Below are 21,860 nucleotides of genomic sequence, written 5' to 3' on the forward strand. Positions count from 1 at the left end.
GGCTTTCGCCGGGGACCGGTTACCTGTGGAAAAGGAATAATTGCCGATCGGATCTGGGATCGCAAGGACGAGCGTCTGGAACATGGGAGCGAACCTCACAGCGTACGGATCAGTCGCACCGCGACCGCGGCCCAGGGCGGATTGCTCACCACCTGCTGCCGCTGCCCGACCCCGAGCGGCAGCAGATGAAGCTTTTCGCCGTCGACGTTGAGCAGGCGGGCGAAGATGTAGCGCCCGGCGGGGCGCGGCACGAGCAGGTCGCGGTTGAGCGCAGCAGTCCAGTCGCCCTCGATCCGCCGGCACCAGATTTCGTCGCCCGCGCGATAGTCGCCGATCGACGAGGTGACGCGCACCGCGACCATGTCCTCGCCCGGCCGCGCGGTCAGCGCCTGCTCGACCCGCGTCGGCGCCTGCGCGCCGTCGGCGCCGAGCAGCGCGGTGATCGTAAGCTGCGCGTCCTGCGGAAGCCGGACAAGTTCGGCCGCCTCGACACCCAGCGCTTTCGCGATCCGGTTCATCCAGCCGAGTGAAAGCGTGCGCGTGCCGGTTTCGAGCCGGCCGATCGTCTGCGCGGTCGTCGGCGGATCGCATCGCTGCGCGACCTCTTCCAGCGTCAGGCCCTTTGCGCGGCGGACGGTGCGGATGCTGTTGATCATGGTGCGGCTCCGATAACCAAATCGGTTTTTTCTTTCCTACAAAATATCCAGATGTCAAGCGCGGTTTGAACGCGAATCTTTCCGGACACCCCAAAGGAGAAGCCGATGACCGCACGCCGCCTCGAAACCCGCCTCCATCCCGACGACCGGATCGATCCTGGCAAGACGGGGCCGCAGGTGATGCGGCATGTCACGGTCAATGTCGCCGAAAGCCCGATCGCCTGGCTCGCCGCGCGCGGGTTGCTGACCGCGCCGCAGCTTGCCGCGGGCGAACGGCTGCGCGCCGATTATGAGCGCGCGGGGCTGGCGGCGCGGGTGACGATGCGCTGGGATACGGCGCCGCCTGCGAAGAGCCGCGGCGGCGCGCGGGCATCGGACGCCTCGCTCGCCCGGATCGATGCGCACCGGCGCTTTCACGCGGCTATCGACCATGTCGGGCCGGGGCTCGCCGACATCTGCTGGCGCGTGATCTGCGCGGGCGAGGGGATCGGCGGCGCGGAAAAGGCGCTCGGCTGGCCGGCGCGGTCGGGCAAGCTGGTGCTGGGGCTGGCGCTCGACCGGCTGGCGCGGTTTTACGGGATAGGGTGATTCCGGATGGGGGCGGCTGCAAGCGAACCTCTCTGATCGTCATCCCGGACTTGATCCGGGATCCATTCTTTCGGCGCTGCGGGAATGGATCCCGGATCAAGTCCGGGATGACGAAAGCTGGAAACGACCGGAACACGACATTCTGCATTTCATAACGAAAGAAGGGGGTGGCCGCTTGCCACCCCCAAGTCGACGTTATCCCAGTGCCTCGACTTCCTCGGCGAGCGTCAGCCAGCGATCCTCCGCCGCCGCCTTTTCGTCGCGCAACATGTCGAGTTTCGTCGTCAGCGCGGTGAAGCGCGCGTTGTCGCGCGTGAACAGGCTGCCGTCGGACAGTTCGGTCTCGATGCTTGCCATTTCCGCTTCGATCTCCTCGATGCGGGCCGGCAGGAGGTCGTAGTCGCGCTGGTCCTTGTAGCTCAGTTTCTTGCGTGCTTGCGGCTGAGGCGGCGGGGCGGTTCCGTTCGTGGCCGTCCTGGCCTTCGCGGTCGCCGGCTTGCTGCGCTTCGCCTCCCAGTCGGCATAGCCGCCCGCGACGATGTCGACCTTGCCCGACCCGTCGAGGCCCAGCGTCACCGTCACCGTGCGGTCGAGGAAATCGCGGTCGTGGCTGACGAGCAGCACCGTTCCCTGATAATCGGCGATCACCTCCTGCAACAGGTCGAGCGTTTCGAGGTCGAGGTCGTTGGTCGGCTCGTCGAGGACGAGCAGGTTCGATTCGCGAGCGAATTCGCGCGCGAGCAGCAGGCGTGATCGCTCGCCGCCCGACAGCGCGCCGACGCTCGCCTCGGCGACCGAGGGGTCGAAAAGGAAATCCTTCAGATAGCCCTGCACATGCTTGCGCACCCCGCGCACGTCGACCCAGTCGCCGCCGTCGGCGAGGATGTCGCGCACGCTCTTTTCGGGCGACAGCAGGCTGCGCTGCTGGTCGATGACGATGCCGTCCAGCGTCGGCGCAAGCGTTACCATGCCCTCGTCGGGCCGGATCTCGCCGGTCAGCAGCTTGAGCAGGGTCGACTTGCCCGCGCCGTTCGCGCCGACGATGCCGATGCGGTCGCCGCGCTGGACGCGAAAGGTGAAATCCCTGATGATCGTGCGGCCGCCGAACGTCTTGGAGATATTCTCCGCGACGATCACCGACTTGGACCGCACGTCGTCGTTGGCGAGGCCCAGCTTGGCGACGCCGGGGCCGCCGATCATCGCGGCGCGCGTCGCGCGCATTTCCTTGAGCTTTTCCAGTCGGCCCTGGTTGCGCTTGCGCCGCGCGGTGACTCCGCGCTCCAGCCAGTGCGCCTCCAGCCGAAGCTTGGAATCCAGCTTTTGCGCGGCGCGGGCTTCCTCGGCAAACACCGCCTCGGTCCATTCGTCGAAACCGCCGAAGCCGATTTCCTTGCGGCGGATGCTGCCGCGGTCGAGCCACAGCGTCTGGCGCGTCAGACGGGTCAGGAAGGTGCGGTCGTGGCTGATCGCGACGAAGGCGCCGGTGAAGCGCGACAGCCAGGATTCGAGCCAGTCGATCGCCGCAAGGTCGAGATGGTTCGTCGGCTCGTCGAGCAGCAGCACGTCCGGGTTCTGCGCGAGCGCGCGGGCGATGGCGGCGCGGCGGCGCTCGCCGCCCGAAGCGCTGGCGGCGGCGCGGTCCATGTCGATGCCGAGCTGGTCGGCGATCGCGGCGACTTCATGCGCCTCGGGCGCGTGGTCGCCGCTGGTCGCATAGTCCATCAGCGTCGCATGGCCGGTGAAGTCGGGTTCCTGCTCCAGCAGCACGACGTGGGTGCCGGGGACGATGGTGCGCTTGCCCTTGTCGGGTTCGATGTGGCCGGCGAGCAGCTTGAGCAGCGTCGTCTTGCCGGCGCCGTTGCGGCCGATCAGCGCCAGCCGGTCGCGCGCGCCGATATAGATGTCGAGATCCTGGAACAGCCAGCCGGTGCCCTGCACCAGGCCCAGGCCTTCATAAGATAAGATCGGTGCCGCCATGATGAACGGCTCGCTACCGGTCCGTTCAGCCTCATGCAAGCGCCGCGCGGTCAAAGGCCGGAACGGGTTCGCTCCGTCGGCGTTACGGGGGGACGATCATCAGGAACCGGACCTCCGGTGAACAGGAGAATGACATGACGAAGCAGATGCTCACCGCTATGGCTGCCGGATGGATGCTGGCGGCCGCGGCGCCCGCGATCGCGCAGCAAGGGGCAGGAGGTTCGACGGTGACGACAGCGACGGCGCAGGGCCCGATTCTTTCCTTCAGCGTCAACGAAGAGGTGCGGGCGCGTCCCGACCAGGCGACGATCGGCGCCGGCGTCCAGACGACCGCGCCGACCGCGGTCGAGGCGATGCGCACGAATGCGGCGGCGATGGACAAGCTGATCGCGGCGGCGAAGAAGGCCGGGATCAAGGCCGAGGACATTCAGACGAGCGGCATCAACCTGTCGCCGCAATATGATTACAGCAATCGCACCGACGGCCAGCCGCCGCGTTTCCTGGGCTATCAGGTCACGAACAGCGTGCGCGCGACGACGGAGCGGATCGACCGGATCGGCGAACTGCTCGACACGCTCGTCGCGGCGGGCGGCACCAATATCGACGGGCCGTGGTTCGCGATGAAGGACCCCGACGCGATGCTGGTCGGCGCGCGCGGCGCGGCGATCAAGGCGGCCGAGGCGAAGGCGGCCGACTATGCGCGGCTCGCGGGTTATCGCGGCGCCGAACTGGTGTCGATCGGCGAAGGCGGCTTTTCGGGCCCGCAGCCGCCGATGCCCTATGCGCGCGGCATGGTCGCGCAGGCGGAGATGGCCAAGGCGCCGGTCGAGCCGGGGCAGGTCGGCAACACGCTGACGCTGAGCTTCCAGTATCGGCTGGTGCGGTAAAGCGCTCGAAGCGATCCCTCCCCTCCGGGGGAGGGGTGTCCCTTTTCCTGCAGGGCCTCGTTCCCCGGCGAAAGCCGGGGTCCAGAAAGGGTAGCGCTACCTCCGCGTGGACCCCGGCTTACGCCGGGGAGCAGGACCGCACTTGCTGGCGGATATACGAGGGGAGGGGCGTAGCCGGAAAATCCTGCGCAACGCCGCCGCGATGCGTCAGTCCTTGAGCTTGATCTTCCGCTCGATCCTGGCGGCGGCCTTTTCCTCGCGCTTCCGGCGGTTGAAGACGCGGCGCATGTAGCGGACGTCGGTGGCGCTCAGATGCGCCTCGGCGGCGACGAACTGCTCCTGCTCCTCTTCGCGGATATGGTGGAGATATTCGTCCTTCAATCCCGCAAACCGCCGCAGCCAGCCGGACGACGCCATGTCGCGGGCGGCGAGGTCTGCGAGCATGTCGTCGATCTCCTTGTGCTCGGCGATCGCGTGGCGCGCGAAGTCGGTGGTCTCGGGATCGCGCAGCACGCTCGACCACAGCGCCTGTTCCTCGGCCGCCGCATGCGCCTTGAGCTCCTTGATCAGTTCGCGGAACAGCCGCTGGCGGTCGGGCGACTTGCCCTCGGTCTCCTCGATCATCGCCAGCAGCGCGCGGTGGCGGTCGTGATCCTCGACCAGGCGGCCGAATATGTCGGCGTCGCCGCGGAATTTCGTCCGCGGCGTGCTGCCGATGCGCGCCGCCACGTCGGGCGCGACCGCCCGGGCTTTCGCGATCGCCTCGCTCTTGGCCTGCTGTTCCGGTTTGCGTTTCGCCGTGCTGCGGACGGCTGCTCGTGCGGTCATTCCACCCTCCCATCATGGCACCCGCGACGCTGCGCGGGCGAAAGGCTTTCGGCGATTGCCGAACGCTCTTTCAACGCCGGTTCGGGCAAGCGGTTCCGGATCGGGCGGGCCCTGCTGTTCGGCGGTCAGCCCAGTTCCCCGTCCGCCCACGGCCACGGCCGTTCGCGGAACCATTTGGTGATGATATATTTGCGCCCCTTGCGCACCTTCATCCCGTGGTGGAGCGTGTCGGGGTTCGGGGTGCCGTCGGCGCGGACATTGTTCCACGCGAGCAGCTTGCCGGTTTCGGGCTGGTGCAGCTTGCCGGTGGCGAGGAAGCGCGTCGCGCCGCCCGCCGCGGGTTCGTTGAGGTAGATCATCAGCGTCCAGCTTCGCTGGCCGGGCACCGCGCAGAAGGTTTCCCAATCGGCGCCGTGCGGATCGAAATAGTCGGTGTGCGCCTTGAACTCCTCGCCGACGTCGTAGCGCTGGCCCTGCAGCGGCTCGCCATATTCGGGCGCGATGCCGGTGAGATCGTGAAGTCGCCGGTTGACCGCGGCGACCAGCGGATCGCGATGATTGAGGTCGCAGGTCGAACTGGTGCGAAAAGCCGTGTCGCCATTGGGGTCGGCGATGGTCGAGGGATGCGCCCCCGCATCGATCCGCTCGACCAGCGCGGCGCAGGTTTCGGCATCCAGGAAATGCGGCAGCATGAACTGCGCGAGCTTCGGGCTCGGCGCGCGCCGGATGCCGGGCACCACGGCCAGCCGCTCGGCGGTGCGGTCGGCGCCGGAGGTCGCCATGTCGACATGCTCGTTTCCAGCCATGCCGCGGCTTTTACCGGCCGCGGCGCCCGCGAACAATGCTTGACGAACAGCGGTCCCCCGCCTATCGCCGCGCGCTGTCGATGGCGTTACGCCCGGCATGTGGCGATCGTAGCTCAGTTGGTTAGAGCACCGGTTTGTGGTACCGGGGGTCGTGGGTTCAAGTCCCATCGGTCGCCCCAGCTTTTCAAGGACTTAGCTCGAAAAGCACCGGAGGCCTAAGGTTCAAATGAACCCGCTTTCACGGCTGCTGACGAGTGTTCCGGCGGCCGCCGGGGAGACTTCGCATGCACCACAAACGCGGCAGATCCCGAAACCAGCGGGCCGGTTGCAAGCTTTGCAAGCCGTGGAAGGTCAACGGCATCTCGGCTCTGGCCTATGGCAGCGAAAAGTTCGGCGATCATGCCCGGCGCATGGCTGCCCGGCGCGCGATGGCCGATGTGTGAGCCGACCGCGCGCCCTCGGACGCAAAACGGCGTGACTTTATACCTCTGTTTCTTTATTACGCGTATGCGTAATTTTTGAATATGAGGTTCTGCCATGTCCGCCGTCTGGGATTTTGCCGATTTCGACGATCATGAACATGTCCACATGTTCCGCGATCGGGCGAGCGGCCTGACGGCGGTCGTCGCGGTGCATTCGACGCATCTCGGCCCCGGTGCGGGCGGGGTGCGATACTGGCGCTATCCCGACAAGGCGGATGCCATCGTCGATGCGCTGCGGCTGTCGCGCGGCATGAGCTACAAGAATGCGATGGCGGGCCTGCCGCTGGGCGGCGGCAAGGGCGTGATCCTGGCCGAGGAAGGGCAGGCGAAGAGCCCCGAACTGCTCGCGGCCTTCGGCCGTGCGGTCGAATCGCTCGGCGGCGCCTATGTCACGGCCGAGGATGTCGGCATGTCGGTCGCCGACATGGTCGAGATCGCGCGCGCGACACGCCATGTCAGCGGCCTTCCGGCGGCTGGCGACAAGGTGGGCGGCAACCCGAGTCCGCTGACCGCGCTCGGCGTCTATCTGGGCATCAAGGCGGCGATTCGCGAAAAGCTGGGCGTCGACAGCGCCAGCGGCGTCCGCGTCGCGGTGCAGGGCGTCGGCAGCGTCGGCGCCGGGGTCGCGCGGCGGCTGGCGGCCGAGGGCGCGGTGCTGACGCTGGCCGACGTCGACCTCGCCCGCGCGAAGGCGCTTGCCGAGGAACTGGGCGCCGACCTCGCCGATTCGGCGGCGATCATGGAGGTCGAGGCCGACGTGCTGAGCCCCAATGCGCTCGGCGCGATCCTGACCGAGGAGAGCATCGGGAAACTGAAGGTGTCGATCGTCGCGGGCGCCGCGAACAACCAGCTCGCGACCGAGGCCGACGGCCAGCGCCTGCACGATCGCGGCATCGTCTATGCGCCCGACTATGTGATCAACGCCGGCGGCATCATCAACGTCGCGCTCGAATATCTGGGGCAGGGCAGCCATGAAGAAGTCGAGCGCCGCATCGGGCAGATTCCGGGACGGCTCGCGGATATCTGGGCCGAGAGCCGGGCTAGCGGCACCCCTGCGTCGGACGTCGCCGACCGCATGGCGCAGGCGCTGATCGGACGCGGATAGACCAACGCCGCCCCAGCGAAAGCCGGGGCCGCTTGCAACCGTTACGCCATGCCGATAGCGGCCCCGGCTTTCGCTGGGCGACGATTGCCGGCTGGCGCGGCCTATGATTTCCGCTAAGCCAGCGCGCGATGAAGCGGCATTTCTTTCTTGTCAGCGGCTGGGCTTCGTTGGGCCTCGGGGCGCTGGGCGCCTTCCTGCCGCTGCTGCCGACGGTGCCCTTCGTCATTCTGGCCGCCTTCTGCTTCGCGCGCTCGTCGCCGCGGCTCGAAAGCTGGCTGATCACGCATCCGCGCTTCGGCCATCACATCGTCGCGTGGCGCGAAAAGGGCGCGATCAGCCGCCGGGGCAAGCTCGCCGCGACCGCGGCCTTCGCGTTCAGCATCGTGCTGGCGGCGATCTTTTCGCCATGGCCGTGGGTGATGGCACCGGTGATCGCCGCCGCCGTCACCGGAAGCTGGATATGGACGAGGCCGGAAGCATAGCTCCCGGCCTCGCCGATTTTCCATCCGGCCGCGCGGTCAGAAATCGACCGACACGCGCCCATAGACGAAGCGCCCGCTGAACCCGAACGGCGAGAAGGACGAATAGGGCAGGAAGCTGTTGTTCGCGCCATAATCGACCCCGTTCACCAGCCCGAAGGGCAGGCGGTCGGGATATTCGTCGAGCAGGTTGTTCGCGCCGACCGCGATCTGCACCGGCTGGACCGGGCGGAAGCGGACTTCCAGATCGACCACCCACTTCGGCGACAGCGTGATGTCGCCCGGCGCGTCGCCCGCCGCGATGCGGATGTCGTCGCGGATCGCGGGATTGTTGAGCGTGACGGGGTTGCCGTCGGCCGCCACGGCCGTCACGCTGTCGGGCAGGAACACCTTGCCGTAGCGATTGGCGTTCAGCGTCATGCCGAACTTGCCGATGTCCCACGTCAGTCCGGCGTTGAACTTGTTGCTCGGCTGACCGTCGGTCAGACGCAGCGATTCCTGCCGCGCGAACAGGCGCTGCGCGGTGAAGGCGCTGAAGACGCGGCGATCGGTGATCTTGGTGTCGTTCAGATTATAGCCGACGTTCAGGCGCAGCGTGCCGAGACCGAAATCGGGAACGCGATAGCTGCCGACGATGTCGAGACCCTGCGTGCGCGTGTCGACGCCGTTGACGAAGAAGCGCGCCGACGTTCCCGGAACATTGGCGGCCTGCAGAAGCGCCAGGACGTCCGCTCCCGACAGCGTCTCGGTCAGCGTGATGCGGTCCTTGATCTTGATCCGGTAGTAATCGACCGTCACGTTCAGCCCCGGCACCATGTCGAACACCAGGCCGCCGCCGAAGTTGACCGACTTTTCGGGCTTGAGCGGCTGCGCGCCGAGCGCGATCGCGATCGGCGACGAGACGGGGAAGGTGCCGACTTCGACCAGCGTTCCGCCCTGGCTGATCGTCGAGGTGGTCGAGAAATACTGCTGCGCCATGCCCGGGGCACGGAAGCCGGTCGAGACCGATCCGCGCAGGGCGAGGCCGTCGACGGGCTCGAAGCGCGCCGCCAGCTTGCCGTTCACCGTATCGCCGAAATCGGAGAAATGCTCATAGCGGCCAGCAGCCTGCACGTTGAACATGTCGCTGAGGTCGGCGTCGAGCTCGACATATCCCGCGAAGCTGTCGCGCGACTTGTCGACCGCCGAGCTGGGCATGAAGCCGCCGAACACCTGCGACCCGACACCGGCGCCGTTGGTGTAGAAATAGGGGCCGACCGCATAGCTGGCCGGTTCGCCCGCGACGATCTTGTAATTCTCGTTCCGCCACTCGGCGCCGAGCGCCAGCGACGTATCGCCGAAGCCGAGGTCGAGGTCGCGCTGGGCGTCGAAGTTCACCGCCATCTGGCCGTAGCGCATGCCGCCCGCGTCGAACTTGCGCGGGCTGTGATTGCCGCCGAGCGAGACGTTGACGGTGTTCTCCACGCCATAGTCGAGGCGGTTCGAGCCATAGCCGAACGACAGGTCGAGGTTCCAGCCGCCCGCCATGCCGCGCAGCCCGCCGGTGAAGGCGATGTCGCGGATTTCGCTGGTGATATAGGGCAGATAGCCGTCGGCGTAGATCGGCGCGCCGCCATTGTCCCAGTCGGCGTTGCGCGGGTCGAGCGCGCGGCGATAGAAGCCCGCGCCATTGCCGTCGCGCACGCCATAGCTGCCGAAGCTGTAGAGCTCCCAATCGGCGCCCACGTCCATGCCGGCGTTGTAGAAGAAGTTCATGTCCTTCGATTCGCCGTCGCCGAAACGGTGCCAGTAACGGTCGATCGTCACTTCGCGCGGATCGCCGGCCGCCGCATAGTTGCGGCGCAGGTCGGCGCCCGAGCGGTTCGTCGGCGAGCGGTCCTTATATTCGGCGGTGAAGTTCAGATAGCCGCTGTCGCCGACCGGCAGGCCGATGTTGGTCGCCATGGTATAGGTTTCGCCGTCGCGGCGCTTGCGGTCCTTGCCGGTGAAGCTGATCGCCGGATTGTCCGACGCGCCGGTGGTCGGCAGCACGTTCGCGACCTGCTCCACATCCTCCATCGTCGTGATATATTTGCCGTAGCTGATCTGCGCGCGGCCGCCGACGCTCTTCTTGAGCTGGACGTTGATGACGCCCGCGATCGCGTCGGAGCCATATTGCGAGGCGGCGCCGTCGCGCAGCACCTCGATCCGCTCGATCGCGAGCGGCGGAATCGTGTTCATGTCGACACCCGCCGAACCGCGGCCGACCGAACCGTTGAGGTTGAGCAGCGACGACAGGTGGCGGCGCTTGCCGTTGACCAGCACGAGCACCTGGTCGGGCGCGAGGCCGCGCAGCGTCGCCGGGCGTAGCGAATCGGTGCCGTCGGTCAGCGACGGCTGCGGGAAGTTGAACGAGGGGACGAGCTGGCCCAGCAGCCGGTTGGTTTCGGTCGAACCGCTGTTCTGGAGCGAATCGCTCGAAATGACGTCGATCGGCACCGTGCTGTCGGCGATGGTGCGGTCGGTGCGGCGCGTGCCGGTGACGATGATCGTCGCGCTGTCGGCGGCTTCGTCGGCCCCCTCTTGCGCGAAGCCGGGCGTGGTCCAGCCGCCCGCGACGAGCGCGGCGGCGAGAGCGAAGGTGGAGAGCTGAGTGGTACGCATGGTTTTCCCCTGTCGTTGCGGGTCCGTCGGGCCCGATCCGCTGCCAGATTGGGAGGGAGGCGGGCGGTTTCCACCCATGGTTTGAAGAATCCGGCTGATTTTCCGTGCTTTTGTCGAAATTGTTGCAAATTTGACACAGATGGCTCGCGCCTCGATCTTCATGGCCGGACCGGAACGGCTCCGGCGCGGCAGCGAAAGCGGGCGCGCATAGCGGGCAAATCGGCCGCCGCCGCCACCTACAGGCTGGACCGGCGTTGCCGGCTCGCCTAAGGCTTCGCGCGCCATGCACGCCTATGCCAATCCGACCCGTTTTCTGGCGATCGCGCGTCCGCTGACGCCGTGGCTGCTGGGGCTCGGCACCGTGCTGTTGCTTGCCGGGGCCTGGGCCGGGCTGGCGGTGGTTCCCGGTGAGGCGAAGCAGGGCGAGACCGCGCGGATTCTCTATGTCCATGTCCCCGCCGCATGGCTCGGCATGGGGGGGTGGACCGCGCTCGCGGTCAGCGGGCTCGTGCAGCTCGTCTGGCGCCACCCGCTCGCGGGGATCGCCGCGCGCGCCATCGCGGTGCCGGGGATGCTGTTCACTGCGCTCTGCCTCGCGACCGGATCGATCTGGGGCAAGCCGACGTGGGGCACCTGGTGGGAATGGGACGGGCGGATGACCTCGATGCTCGTCCTCCTCTTTCTCTATGCGGGCTTCATCGCGCTGACGATGGGCGATACCGGCGGGAATGGGGGGCAGCGGCAGGGCGGATCGCTGTCGCGCGGCGCCGCCGTCTATGCGCTGGTCGGGGCGATCAACATCCCGATCATCAACCGCAGCGTCGTGTGGTGGAACAGCCTGCACCAGGGACCGAGCATCACGGTGCGCGGATCGAGCATCGACGGCGCGCTGCTGTGGCCGCTGGGCTTGACCTTGCTGGGATTTTCGTTCCTGTTCGGGGCGATCGTGCTGATGCGGATGCGGCGGATCATCGCCGACAACCGCGTCGCGGCGCGGCTGCGGCGGCTCGCCGACGATGAAGGGAGCGGGGTGTGACCGGGGTCATCAGCGGAAGCGGCCAATGGGCCTATGTCGTCGCGGCCTATGCGCTGACCGCGCTGTTGATCGCGGCGGTGCTGGGGCATAGCTGGCGCGCGATGCGCAAGGCCGAACGCCGCAGCGACGCGCTACGCAGGGATCGGACATGAAAGCGAAGCATCAACGATTGATCCTGGCGCTGGTCGCGCTGGTCGGCGTCGCCGGGGCCGGGGTGCTCGCCGCGAGCGCGCTGCGCGACGAGGCGGCCTATTTCCGCACACCGACGGAGGTTGCGGCGGGCGCCGCCGCCACCGGCGAGGCGATGCGGCTCGGCGGCATGGTCGCGTCGGGCAGTCTCCAGCGGCAGCCCGACGGGCTGACGATCCGCTTCGTCGCCACCGATGGCGAAGCGTCGGTGCCGGTCGAATATAAGGGCATCGTCCCCGACCTGTTCGCCGAGGATTCGGGGATGATCGCCGACGGCCGGATGCGCGCCGACGGCGTCTTCGTCGCCGACCGCATCCTCGCCAAGCATGACGAACGCTATGTCCCGCCGCAGATGAGCCACCCGCCCAAGACCGGGAAAGCGACGCCGGCGGCATGAGGGCCTCTCGAATCCCGTCATTGCGAGCGGAGCGAAGCAATCTCCGGCATGCGGCCTGCCATGGCGATGGCGGGAGATCGCTTCGTCGCCGCACTCCTCGCAATGACGAGCTTTGGATAGGCGGGCCGGCGCGATGATCGCCGAACTCGGCCTGGCCCTGTTGTGGATCGCGGCGGCGCTGGCCTGCCTGTCGCTGGTCGCGGCGATCGTCTACCTGCGCAGCGGCAAGGGCGAACTCGCGGCGCTGGTGCGCCCGGCCAGCGTCGCGCAGGGTGCGCTGACCGCCGCGGCCTTCGGCGTGCTGATCGCGCTGTTCGTGCGGTCCGACATGTCGGTCGAACTGGTCGCGCGCAACAGCCACAGCCTGAAACCGATGCTGTTCAAGGTCGCGGGCGCGTGGGGCAATCACGAAGGGTCGATGCTGCTGTGGCTGACGATCCTCGGCCTGTCGGGCGCGCTTGTCGCGCTGTTCGAGAAGCGGCTGCGCGAGGATACGCTGATCGCGACGCTCGCGGCGCAGGCGGCGCTCAGCCTCGGCTTCTTCGCCTTCCTGCTGTTTTCGTCGAACCCGTTCAAGCGGCTGCCGATCGCGCCGCCCGATGGACAGGGGCTCAATCCGCTGCTCCAGGACCCCGGCCTCGCCTTCCACCCGCCGACGCTCTACATCGGCTATGTCGGCCTGTCGGTCGCGTTCAGCTTCGCGGTCGGCGCGCTGGTGACGCGCGAGATCGGGCCGGCCTTCGCGCGCGCGATGCGGCCATGGGTGTTGGGGAGCTGGATCTTCCTGACGCTGGGAATCACCGCGGGCAGCTATTGGGCCTATTACGAACTCGGCTGGGGCGGCTGGTGGTTCTGGGACCCGGTCGAGAATGTGTCGCTGATCCCGTGGCTCGCGGGCGCGGCGCTGCTCCATTCGGTCAGCGTCACCGCGACGCGCAACGCGCTGCGCGCCTGGACGGTGATGCTCGCGGTGATCGCCTTCTCCATGTCGATGGTCGGCACCTTCATCGTGCGCTCCGGCCTGCTCACCAGCGTCCACAGCTTCGCCGTCGATCCCGAACGCGGCACCTTCCTGCTCGTGCTGATGGCGCTCTACATCGGCGGCGCGCTGACGCTTTTCGCCTTTCGCGCCGGGGCGGTCGCCGAGGGCAAGAAATTCGCGCTGCTCAGCCGTGAAGGCTCGCTCGTCATCAACAATCTGCTGCTCACCACCATCCTCGCGCTGGTGCTGCTCGGCACGCTCTACCCGATCGTCGCAGAGGCGATGGGGGAGAAGATTTCGATCGGGCCGCCCTATTACAATCGCGTCGCCGGGCCGCTGGCGCTGATCCTCTGCCTCGTCATGGTGGCGGGGCCGCTGCTCAACTGGCGCCGCGACGACGGCCGGAAGCTGTGGTCGCGCTTGCCCGCGGCGGTGCTGGCCGGGGCGGCGGTGCTGTTCGGGCTCGTCCTGTTCGGCGGCCATGTCGGCGTGCTGCCGCTGCTCGGCATGACGGTCGCGGCGGTCGTCGGCGTGGCGAGCCTCGCCCCGCTGTGGGGCCGCAACCTGCGCCGCACGCCGCTGCCGACCTGGGGAATGGTGATCGCGCATTTCGGCGTCGCGGTCGCGCTGGCGGGAATGGCCGCAGAAAGCGCCTTCATCAAGGAACGGCTCGTCGCGGCGGCGCCGGGCGAGACGGTCAAGGTCGGCGATTTCGCGGTGAAATTCGTCGGCGTGCAGCCGGTCGCCGGGCCGAATTACACCGCGATCGAGGGCACGCTCGTCGCCACGACGTCTTCGGGCGACAGCTTCACGATGCGCCCGGCGGCGCGGACCTTTCCCGGGCTGATGGGCACGCCGCCGACCGAGACGAACGAGGCGGCGTTGCTGACGCGGCCGGGGGGGCAGCTTTATGCGGTTCTCGGGCAACCGGTGACCGATGCCGATGGCCGCGCCGACCGCTACCAGCTTCGGCTGTGGTGGAAACCGCTGGTGTGGTGGATATGGCTGGGCGGAGGGCTGATCGCCGTCGGCGGGACGCTGGCGCTGCTCGGCCGCGCGCAGTTGCTCGCGCTATGGCGCGCCCGGCGCGCGCGCAGGAAACAGGAGCGGTTCGCATGAGGTCGCGCTGGGTGCTGTTCGTTCCGCTGGCGATCATGGGGCTGCTGTTCGGCGCCTTCGTCTATCGGCTGGTGACGCCCAACGACACGCTGATCCGGTCGCAGTGGATCGACAAGCCGATGCCGCTGTTCGACCTGCCGCCCGCGACCGCGGGGATCGAGGGGCTGAAGAGCAGCCAGCTCGCCGACGGGCGGCCGCGGCTGGTCAACGTCTTCGCAAGCTGGTGCATCCCCTGCCGCGCCGAGGCGCCGCAGCTCGAAGCGCTGAAGGCGGCGGGGGTGCCGATCGACGGCATCGCGATCCGCGACCGGCCGGAGGATGTCGCGGCCTTCCTGCGCGAGAACGGCAATCCGTTCGACCGCATCGGCGCCGACATGCAGAGCAGCGTCCAGATCGCGCTCGGATCGTCGGGGGTGCCCGAAACCTTCCTGATCGACGGCAAGGGCATCATCCGCGAGCAGATTCAGGGCGTGATCCTCGCCGAGAATGTGCCCGAGATCGTCGCCAGGCTGGAGGCGATGAAATGAGCGCGCGTCTGCTGTGGCTGCTGGCGGTGCTATTCGCGTTCCCCGCCATGGCGCAGGACCGTCTGCCGCCCGCGCCCTACGCCTATCAGCAACTCGCCGACCCCGCGCAGGAGGCGCAGGCGAAGGCGCTGATGGAAACGCTGCGCTGCCTCGTCTGCCAGGGCCAGTCGATCGCCGACAGCGACGCGCCGCTGGCCGGCGACATGCGGCACGAAGTGCGCAGCAAGATCGCCGCGGGCGAAAGCCCAGACGCGATCCGCACCTGGCTGATCGCGCGCTACGGCAATTGGGTCAGCTATGACCCGCCCTTCGACGCCGCGACCGCGCTGTTGTGGCTGGGGCCGCTGCTGTTCCTCGCGCTCGGCGGCTGGCTGGCCTTCGGCCGTTTCCGCCGCGGTACGGATGAAGAGGGGGGCGAGGCGTGATCTGGCTGTGGCTCCTGCTCGTCGCGGCGGTGACCGCCGGGGGAATCGCCTGGCTCGGCCGGGTGCCCGCCGCGGCGCGGCCGCTCGCGGCGGCGGCGGTGATGCTGGGGCTCGCGGGCTATGCGTTGCAGGGCAGTCCGGCGCTGCCGGGCAAGCCGGTGGCGGCGCCCGAGGAGCCCGAGGGATTCGGCGAGGCGATCACCGACCGGCGGCAGGGGATGGCTGATCGCTTCGGCCCCGCCGCGCAGTGGCTCGCGATGTCGGACGGCTTCGCGCGCACCGGCAAGACCGCGCTGGCGGCGCAAACGCTCGAGAAGGGGCTGCAGAAATATCCCGACAATGTCGACCTGTGGGTCGGGCTGGGCAACGCGCTGGTCGCGCATGGGGGCGGGATGATGTCGCCCGCCGCCGCGCTCGCCTTCGACGAGGCGGCGAAGCGCGACCCGACCCACCCGGCGGCGCCCTTCTTCGCGGGGCTCGCGATGGCGCAGAGCGGCGACCTGCGCGGGGCCGATGCGGTGTGGAGCGGGCTTCTCGCCCGCTCGCCGGCCGATGCGCCGTGGCGCGCCGACCTCGAAATGCGGCTGGACCAACTCCGCCGCGCGATGGGTCCGCAGCTGCCGTCCGAAGCCGGGAACGGGCCGTGATTTCGATGCTATTCGACCGCAACGGGCTCGTCTAAAGGCGGCGGCATGACTGCTGAGTCGCAACAGGCGGCGGGGATGACCGGCATGGCCGTCGAAGGAGACGCCGGTGCCGGCCACGCGCCGCACGGGCACGCCGGCGACGGCCGGATCAAGCTGGCCGTCGGCGCGATCGGCGTCGTTTTCGGCGACATCGGCACCAGCCCGCTCTACGCGTTTCGCGAAACTTTCGCCGGGCATCATTCGATCGACGCCGACCGGCTGCACATCTATGGCGTGCTCAGCCTGGTCTTCTGGTCGATGATGCTGGTCGTCACCTTCAAATATGTGCTGACGATCATGAAGGCCGACAACAAGGGCGAGGGCGGCAGCCTCGCGCTGCTGGCGCTGATCAGCCGCTCGTCGGGCGAGGCGCGCTGGACCTGGCCGATCGTGCTGCTGGGGGTGTTCGCGACCGCGCTCTTCTATGGCGACAGCATGATCACCCCCGCTATGTCGGTGCTCTCGGCGACCGAGGGGCTGAGCTATGTCAACGAGGGGTTCGAGCCTTATATCGTGCCGATCGCGCTGGCGATCCTGATCGGCATCTTCGCGCTGCAATCGCGCGGGACGGCAAAGGTCGGGGCGCTGTTCGGCCCGATCATGCTCGCCTATTTCCTGATGCTCGCGGTGCTGGGCGTGACGCATATCGTCGATCATCCGTCGATCATCCTGCACACGATCAACCCGATCAACGCGCTGAAATTCTTCTATTACGACGGGTTCACCGCCTTCATCGCGCTCGGCGCGGTCGTCCTCGCGGTGACGGGGGCAGAGGCGCTCTATGCCGACATGGGCCATTTCGGGCGCGCGCCGATCGGCCTGTCGTGGCTCTGCTTCGTGCTGCCGGCGCTGATGCTCAACTATATGGGGCAGGGGGCGATGGTGCTCGAGGCCGATCTGGGACAGCGGCTCGGGCTGATCCAGGATCCCTTCTTCCTGATGATGCCAGAAGGCTGGCGCATTCCCGTCGTGATGCTGGCGATCGCGGCCACGATCATCGCCAGCCAGGCGGTGATCTCCGGCGCCTTCTCCCTGACCCAGCAGGCGATCCAACTCGGTTTCATCCCGCGCCTGCGCGTCGAACATACCAGCGCCTCCGCGGCGGGGCAGATCTATATCCCGGTCGTCAACTGGTTCCTGATGACGATGGTCATCATCCTCGTCCTCTTCTTCGGATCGTCGAGCAATCTTGCCGCGGCCTATGGCATTGCGGTGACCGGCGCGATGTTCATCGACACCTGTCTGATGTGCGTCGTGCTGTTCATGCTGTGGAAGTGGCCGGCGTGGAAGGCGGTGCCGCTGCTCGTGCTGTTCTTCGTCGTCGACATCGCCTATTTCGCCGCCAACCTGATCAAGGTTCCCGACGGCGGCTGGGTGCCGCTGGCGATCGGTCTCAGCATCTTCACCATGCTCACCACCTGGTCGCGCGGGCGCAAGCTGATGCAGCAGCGGATGGCCGAAGGCGCGATGCCGATCCCGGTGTTCGTGAAGTCCGCCGCCGACAGCGCGACGCGCGTCCCCGGCACCGCGGTGTTCATGACCTCCACCGCCGACGGGGTGCCGCACGCGCTGCTCCACAACCTCAAGCACAACAAGGTGCTGCACGAACGGATCATCCTGCTGACGGTCAAGATCGCCGATGTCCCCTTCGTGAAGGAGGAGAATTCCTGCCTGCTCGAGGATCTGGGCAAGGGCTTCCACCGGCTGGTGCTGAACTATGGCTTCATGCAGCCCGTCGACGTGCCCGCGGCGCTGAAGCGCGTCACCAGTTGCGGCGGCGAATTCCGGATGATCGAGACCAGCTTCTTCCTGTCGCGCCAGACGCTGATCGCGGCGAGCAAGCCGGGCATGCCGATCTGGCGCGAGAAACTGTTCGCGTGGATGCTGCGCAATTCGGAAAGCGCGATGGAATATTTCCGCCTGCCGACCAACCGCGTCGTCGAACTGGGCAGCCAGGTCGCGATTTAGATTCTGTCCTGTTTGGACGTGCGCGGCCCCGATCGGTCAGGGCTGAACCCGATGATAGGCGACGTGGGGCTGCGAGGAGAAGGACAAGCGCCAGCGTCCGTCCTCGCCATAAAAGCGCAATTGTTCATAAGGGCCGCCCGCACGCGCGCCGGTGACCTGTTCGAACAGCAGCGGGCCGATCCGTTCCCAATAGGTCGTCGATTTCTGGCGCGTGACGGTGATCGCATCGGCGCCCGCGGCGCTGATCTGGAGGTCGCGGTCGGGTTTGGCGGGGACATTATAGTTACGCCGGTTGGTGCGATAGGCACCGACCGGCACGACCTCGCCCGCGGGCGCGGCGGCGCGCGGCGCCGGCTTTTGCGGAAAGATCCGGCCGATCAGCGCGTCCGTCAATTCGGTACGCGCGCCATAACTGCCCGGCCCGCCGGTTTCGGACACGAAGATGCCGAGGCCGGCTTCAGGGGCGAGGATCAGGCGCGAATGGAAATCGACGGTATTGCCGCCATGGCCGACGAGGCGCGGTCCGGCGTTGCGGATGAAGAAGAAGCCGTGCGCCATGCCGGGCAGGCCGGGGGCATTGGCATGCGAATCGCGCATCAGCAGCGCGACCGATTCGGGTTTCAGGATTCGCGCCGCGCCGATCGCGCCGCCGTTCAGCATCGCCATCATGAACCGCGCGACATCGGGGGCGCTTGCGGTTCCCGAACCGCCGGGCATGATTTGGCTGTACAGTTCGAACGGCTTTGCGACGAAGCGTCCGTCCCTCAGCCGGTAGCCCTTGGCCACGCGCGGGGCGAGCGGGGCGGGCAGGGGTTCGCGAAAGCTCGCCGATTCCATGCCGAGCGGCGCGAAGAGGTGGCGTTCGGCATAGTCGGCGAAGGGTTCGCCCGAAACCCGCTCGACGATATAGCCGGCCAGCGCCGCGCCATAGTTGGAATAGGATATCTCGGTGCCCGCGGGCCACAGCCGTTGCGGGACATGCGCTTTCAGCCAATCGCCATAGGGGACGAGTTCGTCGACCGACCGTGCGGTGATTCTGCCCGTATCGCTCATGCCCGGCGTATGCGCCATCAGATCGCGCACCCGGATCGGCTGCCCTTCGAACGGCGGAATGGGAAAGTCGATATAGTCGTTCACATCGGCATCGAGGCTGACGCGGCCGGCCTCGACCTGCTGCATCAGAGCCGCCCAGGTGAACAGCTTGGACACGGAGGCCAGCCGGAACAGGGTCCGTTGCGGGTCCACCGGGACGCCCTGGTCGACGTCCGCGAAGCCATAGCCCCGCGCGAGCAGCACGCGGCCTTGATGAACGACGATGACGACCGCGCCCGCAACCTCGCGCGTCGCGATCTGCTGGGCCATCACGCCATCGATGAAATCGGCGAGGCCGGCGAGTTGCTCCGTCGGGACGTTATAGGCGGTTTGCGGCGACGTCTGGGCAAAAGCTGCCGACGGCAGGCCGAGGGAGCCGAGCAGCGCGGCGCCAAGGGTGGCGTGCCAAATCCAGCGTCGCGACATGAAGGAACCTCTCTGGCGAACGAAAATATCCGTCGAGCGAAGGCTGGCAATCGAAACAATGCCGATGGGGTATAGGTCGACGCTATGCTGCGGGACGATGACCTGCCGCGCGGCGGCGGATTAACTTGTCGACAGGATCGCAATTAGCATTTGATCAAGGGCGCCCGTCCTGCGATGCCCGGTGCGATCGACGAAGGCCGGCGCGGCGATGGATGGCGACGACAACAGCAATGAAGGGACGAGGGGGCTGGTTTCGGCTGGTCCCTTTGCGCTGATCGTCGCGCAGGGTTTCGGGCGCCGGTCGCCGGCCGAGATCGAGCGCGCGCTGCGTCACATGGGCTTGCGACCGGAAGGCGTTGCGGCGGACGGGCAGGGCGGGCTGCTGGCGACGGGGCCCGACGCGCCGACATTCCACCTGCGGCTCGGCGCGACGGAACTGGTCGCCGCACCGGCGGGCGCGCCTGCGCTCGATTTTGCCGATCCCGACGCGCCGGCGACCAGCCAGCTTGCGGCAGGGCTGCCGCCCGACTGGCGCGAGGCCGGGCGATGCTGGGCGTTCGTCGTACCGGGCGGCGCGACCCCATCCGCCGGGGGCGGTCAGGCCACGCGCATGCGCGAGCTGTTCAAGACGCTGGTGCTGCTGATCGACCTGTTCGACGCGAGCCACATCTTCTGGTCCCCCGCGCGGCTGTGGTCCGACGCCCCGCAGTTCCGCGCCGCGGTTGCCGAGATGCTGACGAGCGGCATGCCGCCCGTCCTGCACCTCGTCGCCTTTCGCCGGCACGAAACGGCGGGCGGCGCGCATGTCGGGACGCGCGGGCTCGCCGCCTTTGCCGGGCAGGAACTCACCGCCGCGATCCCGGCCGGCTGGACGGTGGCGGACATGGTGCGGCGGCTGGCGCGCCTCGCGCTCGACATCATGGTCAACGGCCCGATCCTCGAAACGCAGCGCGCGCGCGGGCTGCAACAGGGCGAATGGGTCGATCTGTCGCCGCGCCTCGATGCCGATCGGGGACATGCGGTGGTGGACGTCGCCTTCGACCGCGGCGGCTGAGGCCGCGTTGCGGTGCGATTCGCGGCGATGGCGCGGGGCGCCGCCGCCGCGGCCCGGTTTCCAGCGCCATCACCTGCTGCCCGTCCTGCTGCTCCGCCGGCCGCAGATGGCGGCGATGTTCGACTGCCTGCGCGCCGAGGGCTTCCTGCTCCAGCGCTTCGACCTCAACGGTCTGATGCTGCCGGCAAGCGAGGGCGGCGCGCTGTCGTCGGGCCACGCGCTGCATCGCGGGCCGCACCCCGGCTACAGCGACGTGATGGTCGCGCGGGTCGAGCGTATCCGCGCCCATTTCGCCGCGCAGGCGCCGGGCGACCCGATCGCGGCGCGGCGGACCGCGGTGATGCGGCTGCGGCTGTTGCAGGTTACCGCGCGCCGCGCGCTGACCGACCGGCATGGTGCCGGCTTCTGGCTCAACCGGCGCGATCCGATGCGGATTTTCGCCGATCGCCCCTATCTGGACGACGCGATCGAGCGGCTGTTCGGCGGCGGGGTCAGCCGATGACCTTGCCCTGCAGTTCGCGCCACGCCTCGCGATATTGATCGGTCAGTTCGGCGACGAAATCGGCGGCAGGGCGCACCGCGCGCACCGACCCGATTCCCTGGCCGGACCCCCAGATGTCCTTCCACGCCTTGACCTTGGTATTGCCGCCCGAACCGAAATTCATCGTCTTGAGGTCGCCCTTCGGCAGCGCATCGGGGTCGAGCCCGGCGTTGACGATCGAGCCGCGCAGATAATTGCCGTGGACGCCGGTGAACAGGTCCGAATAGACGATGTCGGCGGCGCGCCCCTCGACGATCCCGGCCTTGTATCCGGCGTCGGCGTTCGCCTCGGCGCAGGCGATGAAGGCGCTGCCGATATAGGCGAGATCGGCGCCGCAGGCCTGCGCGGCAAGGATCGAGCGGCCGTGCGCGATCGCGCCCGACAGCGCGACCGGCCCGTCGAACCATTCGCGGATTTCCTGCACCAGCGCGAAGGGCGACTGGGTGCCGGCATGGCCGCCCGCGCCAGCCGCGACGGGGATCAGGCCGTCGGCACCCTTCTCGACCGCCTTGCGCGCGAAGCGGTCGTCGATGACGTCGTGAAGCGTGATGCCGCCCCAGTTATGGACCGCCTGGTTCAGCTCTTCGCGCGCGCCGAGCGAGGTGATGGTGATCGGCACCTTCCACTTCTCGCAGGTCGCGATATCGGCTTCGAGCCGGTCGTTCGAGCGATGGACGATCTGGTTGACCGCGAATGGCGCCGAGGGACGGTCGGGATTGTCGCGATCCCACGCCGCCAGTTCCTCGGTGATGCGGTGGAGCCATTCGTCGAGCAGCGTCTGCGGGCGCGCGTTGAGCGCCGGGAAGCTGCCGACGATTCCCGCCTTGCACTGCGCGATGACGAGGTCGGGGCCCGAGACGATGAACAGCGGCGAACCGATGACGGGCAGGCGAAGGCGGTCGAAAATCGCGGGAAGGGCCATGGGCGTCGCTCTCCGAATAGAGGTTTCGGCTGACCTTAACGTAAA

The 21,860-nt window shown here is 68.0% G+C and carries 22 protein-coding genes and 1 tRNA gene; 16 read left to right on the plus strand and 7 right to left on the minus strand.

The genetic code is table 11. The annotated features are described in order from the left end of the window. Nucleotides 1-95: 95 nt before the first annotated feature. The gene (locus SGR02S_RS12225; RefSeq protein WP_067110056.1) at nt 96-656 is read right to left on the minus strand and encodes a helix-turn-helix domain-containing protein; all 561 of its coding nucleotides are present in this window, start codon (nt 654-656) and stop codon (nt 96-98) included. Between the two features lie 105 nt (nt 657-761). On the opposite strand from SGR02S_RS12225, the gene SGR02S_RS12230 reads away from it, so the two are divergent. Then, entirely contained in the window at nt 762-1,244 is a 483-nt protein-coding gene (locus tag SGR02S_RS12230; protein WP_337180189.1) for a DUF6456 domain-containing protein, read from the plus strand. Nucleotides 1,245-1,439: 195 nt separating this feature from the next. Here the strand turns inward: SGR02S_RS12230 and SGR02S_RS12235 are convergent, their stop codons facing one another. Continuing rightward, nucleotides 1,440-3,221: an ABC-F family ATP-binding cassette domain-containing protein gene (locus SGR02S_RS12235; RefSeq protein ID WP_067110059.1), complete on the minus strand. Its 1,782-nt coding sequence runs from the start codon at nt 3,219-3,221 to the stop codon at nt 1,440-1,442. 134 nt (nt 3,222-3,355) lie between these two features. On the opposite strand from SGR02S_RS12235, the gene SGR02S_RS12240 reads away from it, so the two are divergent. Beyond that, nucleotides 3,356-4,108 carry an SIMPL domain-containing protein gene (locus SGR02S_RS12240; RefSeq protein ID WP_234002617.1) on the plus strand — a complete coding sequence of 251 codons (753 nt, stop codon included), beginning with the start codon at nt 3,356-3,358 and terminating at the stop codon, nt 4,106-4,108. A gap of 207 nt (nt 4,109-4,315) precedes the next feature. On the opposite strand, the gene SGR02S_RS12245 is transcribed toward SGR02S_RS12240, so the two are convergent. Together SGR02S_RS12245 and SGR02S_RS12250 are read right to left on the minus strand one after the other, a co-directional pair. Then, complete coding sequence (locus tag SGR02S_RS12245; RefSeq protein ID WP_082797118.1) at nt 4,316-4,936, minus strand: hemerythrin domain-containing protein; 621 nt, start codon at nt 4,934-4,936, stop codon at nt 4,316-4,318. A 125-nt stretch (nt 4,937-5,061) separates the two neighbouring features. Next, the gene (locus SGR02S_RS12250) at nt 5,062-5,742 is read right to left on the minus strand and encodes a prolyl hydroxylase family protein (protein WP_244857909.1); all 681 of its coding nucleotides are present in this window, start codon (nt 5,740-5,742) and stop codon (nt 5,062-5,064) included. 102 nt (nt 5,743-5,844) lie between these two features. On the opposite strand from SGR02S_RS12250, the gene SGR02S_RS12255 reads away from it, so the two are divergent. The 4 genes from SGR02S_RS12255 to SGR02S_RS12265 all read left to right on the plus strand — a co-directional run bounded on the left by SGR02S_RS12255 (nt 5,845) and on the right by SGR02S_RS12265 (nt 7,811). Beyond that, nucleotides 5,845-5,921 (plus strand) — tRNA-His (locus tag SGR02S_RS12255). 105 nt (nt 5,922-6,026) lie between these two features. Continuing rightward, nucleotides 6,027-6,185 (plus strand): hypothetical protein, encoded by a 159-nt coding sequence (locus SGR02S_RS20265; RefSeq protein WP_169799682.1) that lies wholly within the window; start codon nt 6,027-6,029, stop codon nt 6,183-6,185. 94 nt (nt 6,186-6,279) lie between these two features. After that, nucleotides 6,280-7,329: a Glu/Leu/Phe/Val family dehydrogenase gene (locus tag SGR02S_RS12260; protein ID WP_067110064.1), complete on the plus strand. Its 1,050-nt coding sequence runs from the start codon at nt 6,280-6,282 to the stop codon at nt 7,327-7,329. Between the two features lie 128 nt (nt 7,330-7,457). Further along, a complete protein-coding gene (locus SGR02S_RS12265) occupies nt 7,458-7,811 on the plus strand; it encodes a YbaN family protein (protein WP_067110067.1) in 354 nt (117 codons plus the stop codon). A gap of 36 nt (nt 7,812-7,847) precedes the next feature. Here the strand turns inward: SGR02S_RS12265 and SGR02S_RS12270 are convergent, their stop codons facing one another. After that, nucleotides 7,848-10,451 (minus strand): TonB-dependent receptor plug domain-containing protein, encoded by a 2,604-nt coding sequence (locus SGR02S_RS12270; RefSeq protein ID WP_067110071.1) that lies wholly within the window; start codon nt 10,449-10,451, stop codon nt 7,848-7,850. A 283-nt stretch (nt 10,452-10,734) separates the two neighbouring features. Between SGR02S_RS12270 and ccmC the strand changes: the two genes are divergently transcribed. The 8 genes from ccmC to SGR02S_RS12305 all read left to right on the plus strand — a co-directional run bounded on the left by ccmC (nt 10,735) and on the right by SGR02S_RS12305 (nt 17,780). Continuing rightward, entirely contained in the window at nt 10,735-11,487 is a 753-nt protein-coding gene (gene ccmC, locus SGR02S_RS12275; protein ID WP_067110074.1) for a heme ABC transporter permease CcmC, read from the plus strand. After that, nucleotides 11,484-11,639 carry a heme exporter protein CcmD gene (ccmD, locus tag SGR02S_RS19640; protein ID WP_076075805.1) on the plus strand — a complete coding sequence of 52 codons (156 nt, stop codon included), beginning with the start codon at nt 11,484-11,486 and terminating at the stop codon, nt 11,637-11,639. Before ccmC ends, ccmD begins: the two co-directional genes overlap by 4 nt. Beyond that, nucleotides 11,636-12,073 (plus strand): cytochrome c maturation protein CcmE, encoded by a 438-nt coding sequence (gene ccmE, locus SGR02S_RS12280; protein WP_067110077.1) that lies wholly within the window; start codon nt 11,636-11,638, stop codon nt 12,071-12,073. The genes ccmD and ccmE overlap by 4 nt, the downstream gene beginning before the upstream one ends. A 133-nt stretch (nt 12,074-12,206) precedes the next feature. Beyond that, nucleotides 12,207-14,174, plus strand: coding sequence for a heme lyase CcmF/NrfE family subunit (locus SGR02S_RS12285; protein ID WP_067110080.1), 1,968 nt, complete (start codon nt 12,207-12,209; stop codon nt 14,172-14,174). After that, nucleotides 14,171-14,701 carry a DsbE family thiol:disulfide interchange protein gene (locus SGR02S_RS12290; RefSeq protein WP_067110083.1) on the plus strand — a complete coding sequence of 177 codons (531 nt, stop codon included), beginning with the start codon at nt 14,171-14,173 and terminating at the stop codon, nt 14,699-14,701. Before SGR02S_RS12285 ends, SGR02S_RS12290 begins: the two co-directional genes overlap by 4 nt. Beyond that, nucleotides 14,698-15,126 carry a cytochrome c-type biogenesis protein gene (locus SGR02S_RS12295; RefSeq protein WP_067110086.1) on the plus strand — a complete coding sequence of 143 codons (429 nt, stop codon included), beginning with the start codon at nt 14,698-14,700 and terminating at the stop codon, nt 15,124-15,126. Before SGR02S_RS12290 ends, SGR02S_RS12295 begins: the two co-directional genes overlap by 4 nt. Continuing rightward, nucleotides 15,123-15,773: a tetratricopeptide repeat protein gene (locus SGR02S_RS12300; protein ID WP_067110089.1), complete on the plus strand. Its 651-nt coding sequence runs from the start codon at nt 15,123-15,125 to the stop codon at nt 15,771-15,773. Before SGR02S_RS12295 ends, SGR02S_RS12300 begins: the two co-directional genes overlap by 4 nt. A gap of 75 nt (nt 15,774-15,848) precedes the next feature. Further along, the gene (locus tag SGR02S_RS12305; RefSeq protein WP_067110093.1) at nt 15,849-17,780 is read left to right on the plus strand and encodes a potassium transporter Kup; all 1,932 of its coding nucleotides are present in this window, start codon (nt 15,849-15,851) and stop codon (nt 17,778-17,780) included. A gap of 36 nt (nt 17,781-17,816) precedes the next feature. Here the strand turns inward: SGR02S_RS12305 and SGR02S_RS12310 are convergent, their stop codons facing one another. Beyond that, the gene (locus tag SGR02S_RS12310) at nt 17,817-19,298 is read right to left on the minus strand and encodes a serine hydrolase domain-containing protein (protein WP_067110097.1); all 1,482 of its coding nucleotides are present in this window, start codon (nt 19,296-19,298) and stop codon (nt 17,817-17,819) included. 181 nt (nt 19,299-19,479) lie between these two features. Between SGR02S_RS12310 and SGR02S_RS20270 the strand changes: the two genes are divergently transcribed. Both SGR02S_RS20270 and SGR02S_RS12320 read left to right on the plus strand, forming a co-directional pair. Continuing rightward, nucleotides 19,480-20,352 carry a hypothetical protein gene (locus SGR02S_RS20270; RefSeq protein ID WP_169799683.1) on the plus strand — a complete coding sequence of 291 codons (873 nt, stop codon included), beginning with the start codon at nt 19,480-19,482 and terminating at the stop codon, nt 20,350-20,352. Beyond that, the gene (locus tag SGR02S_RS12320; protein ID WP_169799684.1) at nt 20,315-20,854 is read left to right on the plus strand and encodes an AHH domain-containing protein; all 540 of its coding nucleotides are present in this window, start codon (nt 20,315-20,317) and stop codon (nt 20,852-20,854) included. The genes SGR02S_RS20270 and SGR02S_RS12320 overlap by 38 nt, the downstream gene beginning before the upstream one ends. Here SGR02S_RS12320 and SGR02S_RS12325 read toward each other — a convergent pair. Then, nucleotides 20,844-21,815, minus strand: coding sequence for an NAD(P)H-dependent flavin oxidoreductase (locus SGR02S_RS12325; protein ID WP_067110106.1), 972 nt, complete (start codon nt 21,813-21,815; stop codon nt 20,844-20,846). The genes SGR02S_RS12320 and SGR02S_RS12325 overlap by 11 nt on opposite strands. Nucleotides 21,816-21,860: the final 45 nt, after the last annotated feature.

Source organism: Sphingopyxis granuli NBRC 100800 (assembly GCF_001591045.1).
Taxonomy (GTDB): domain Bacteria; phylum Pseudomonadota; class Alphaproteobacteria; order Sphingomonadales; family Sphingomonadaceae; genus Sphingopyxis; species Sphingopyxis granuli.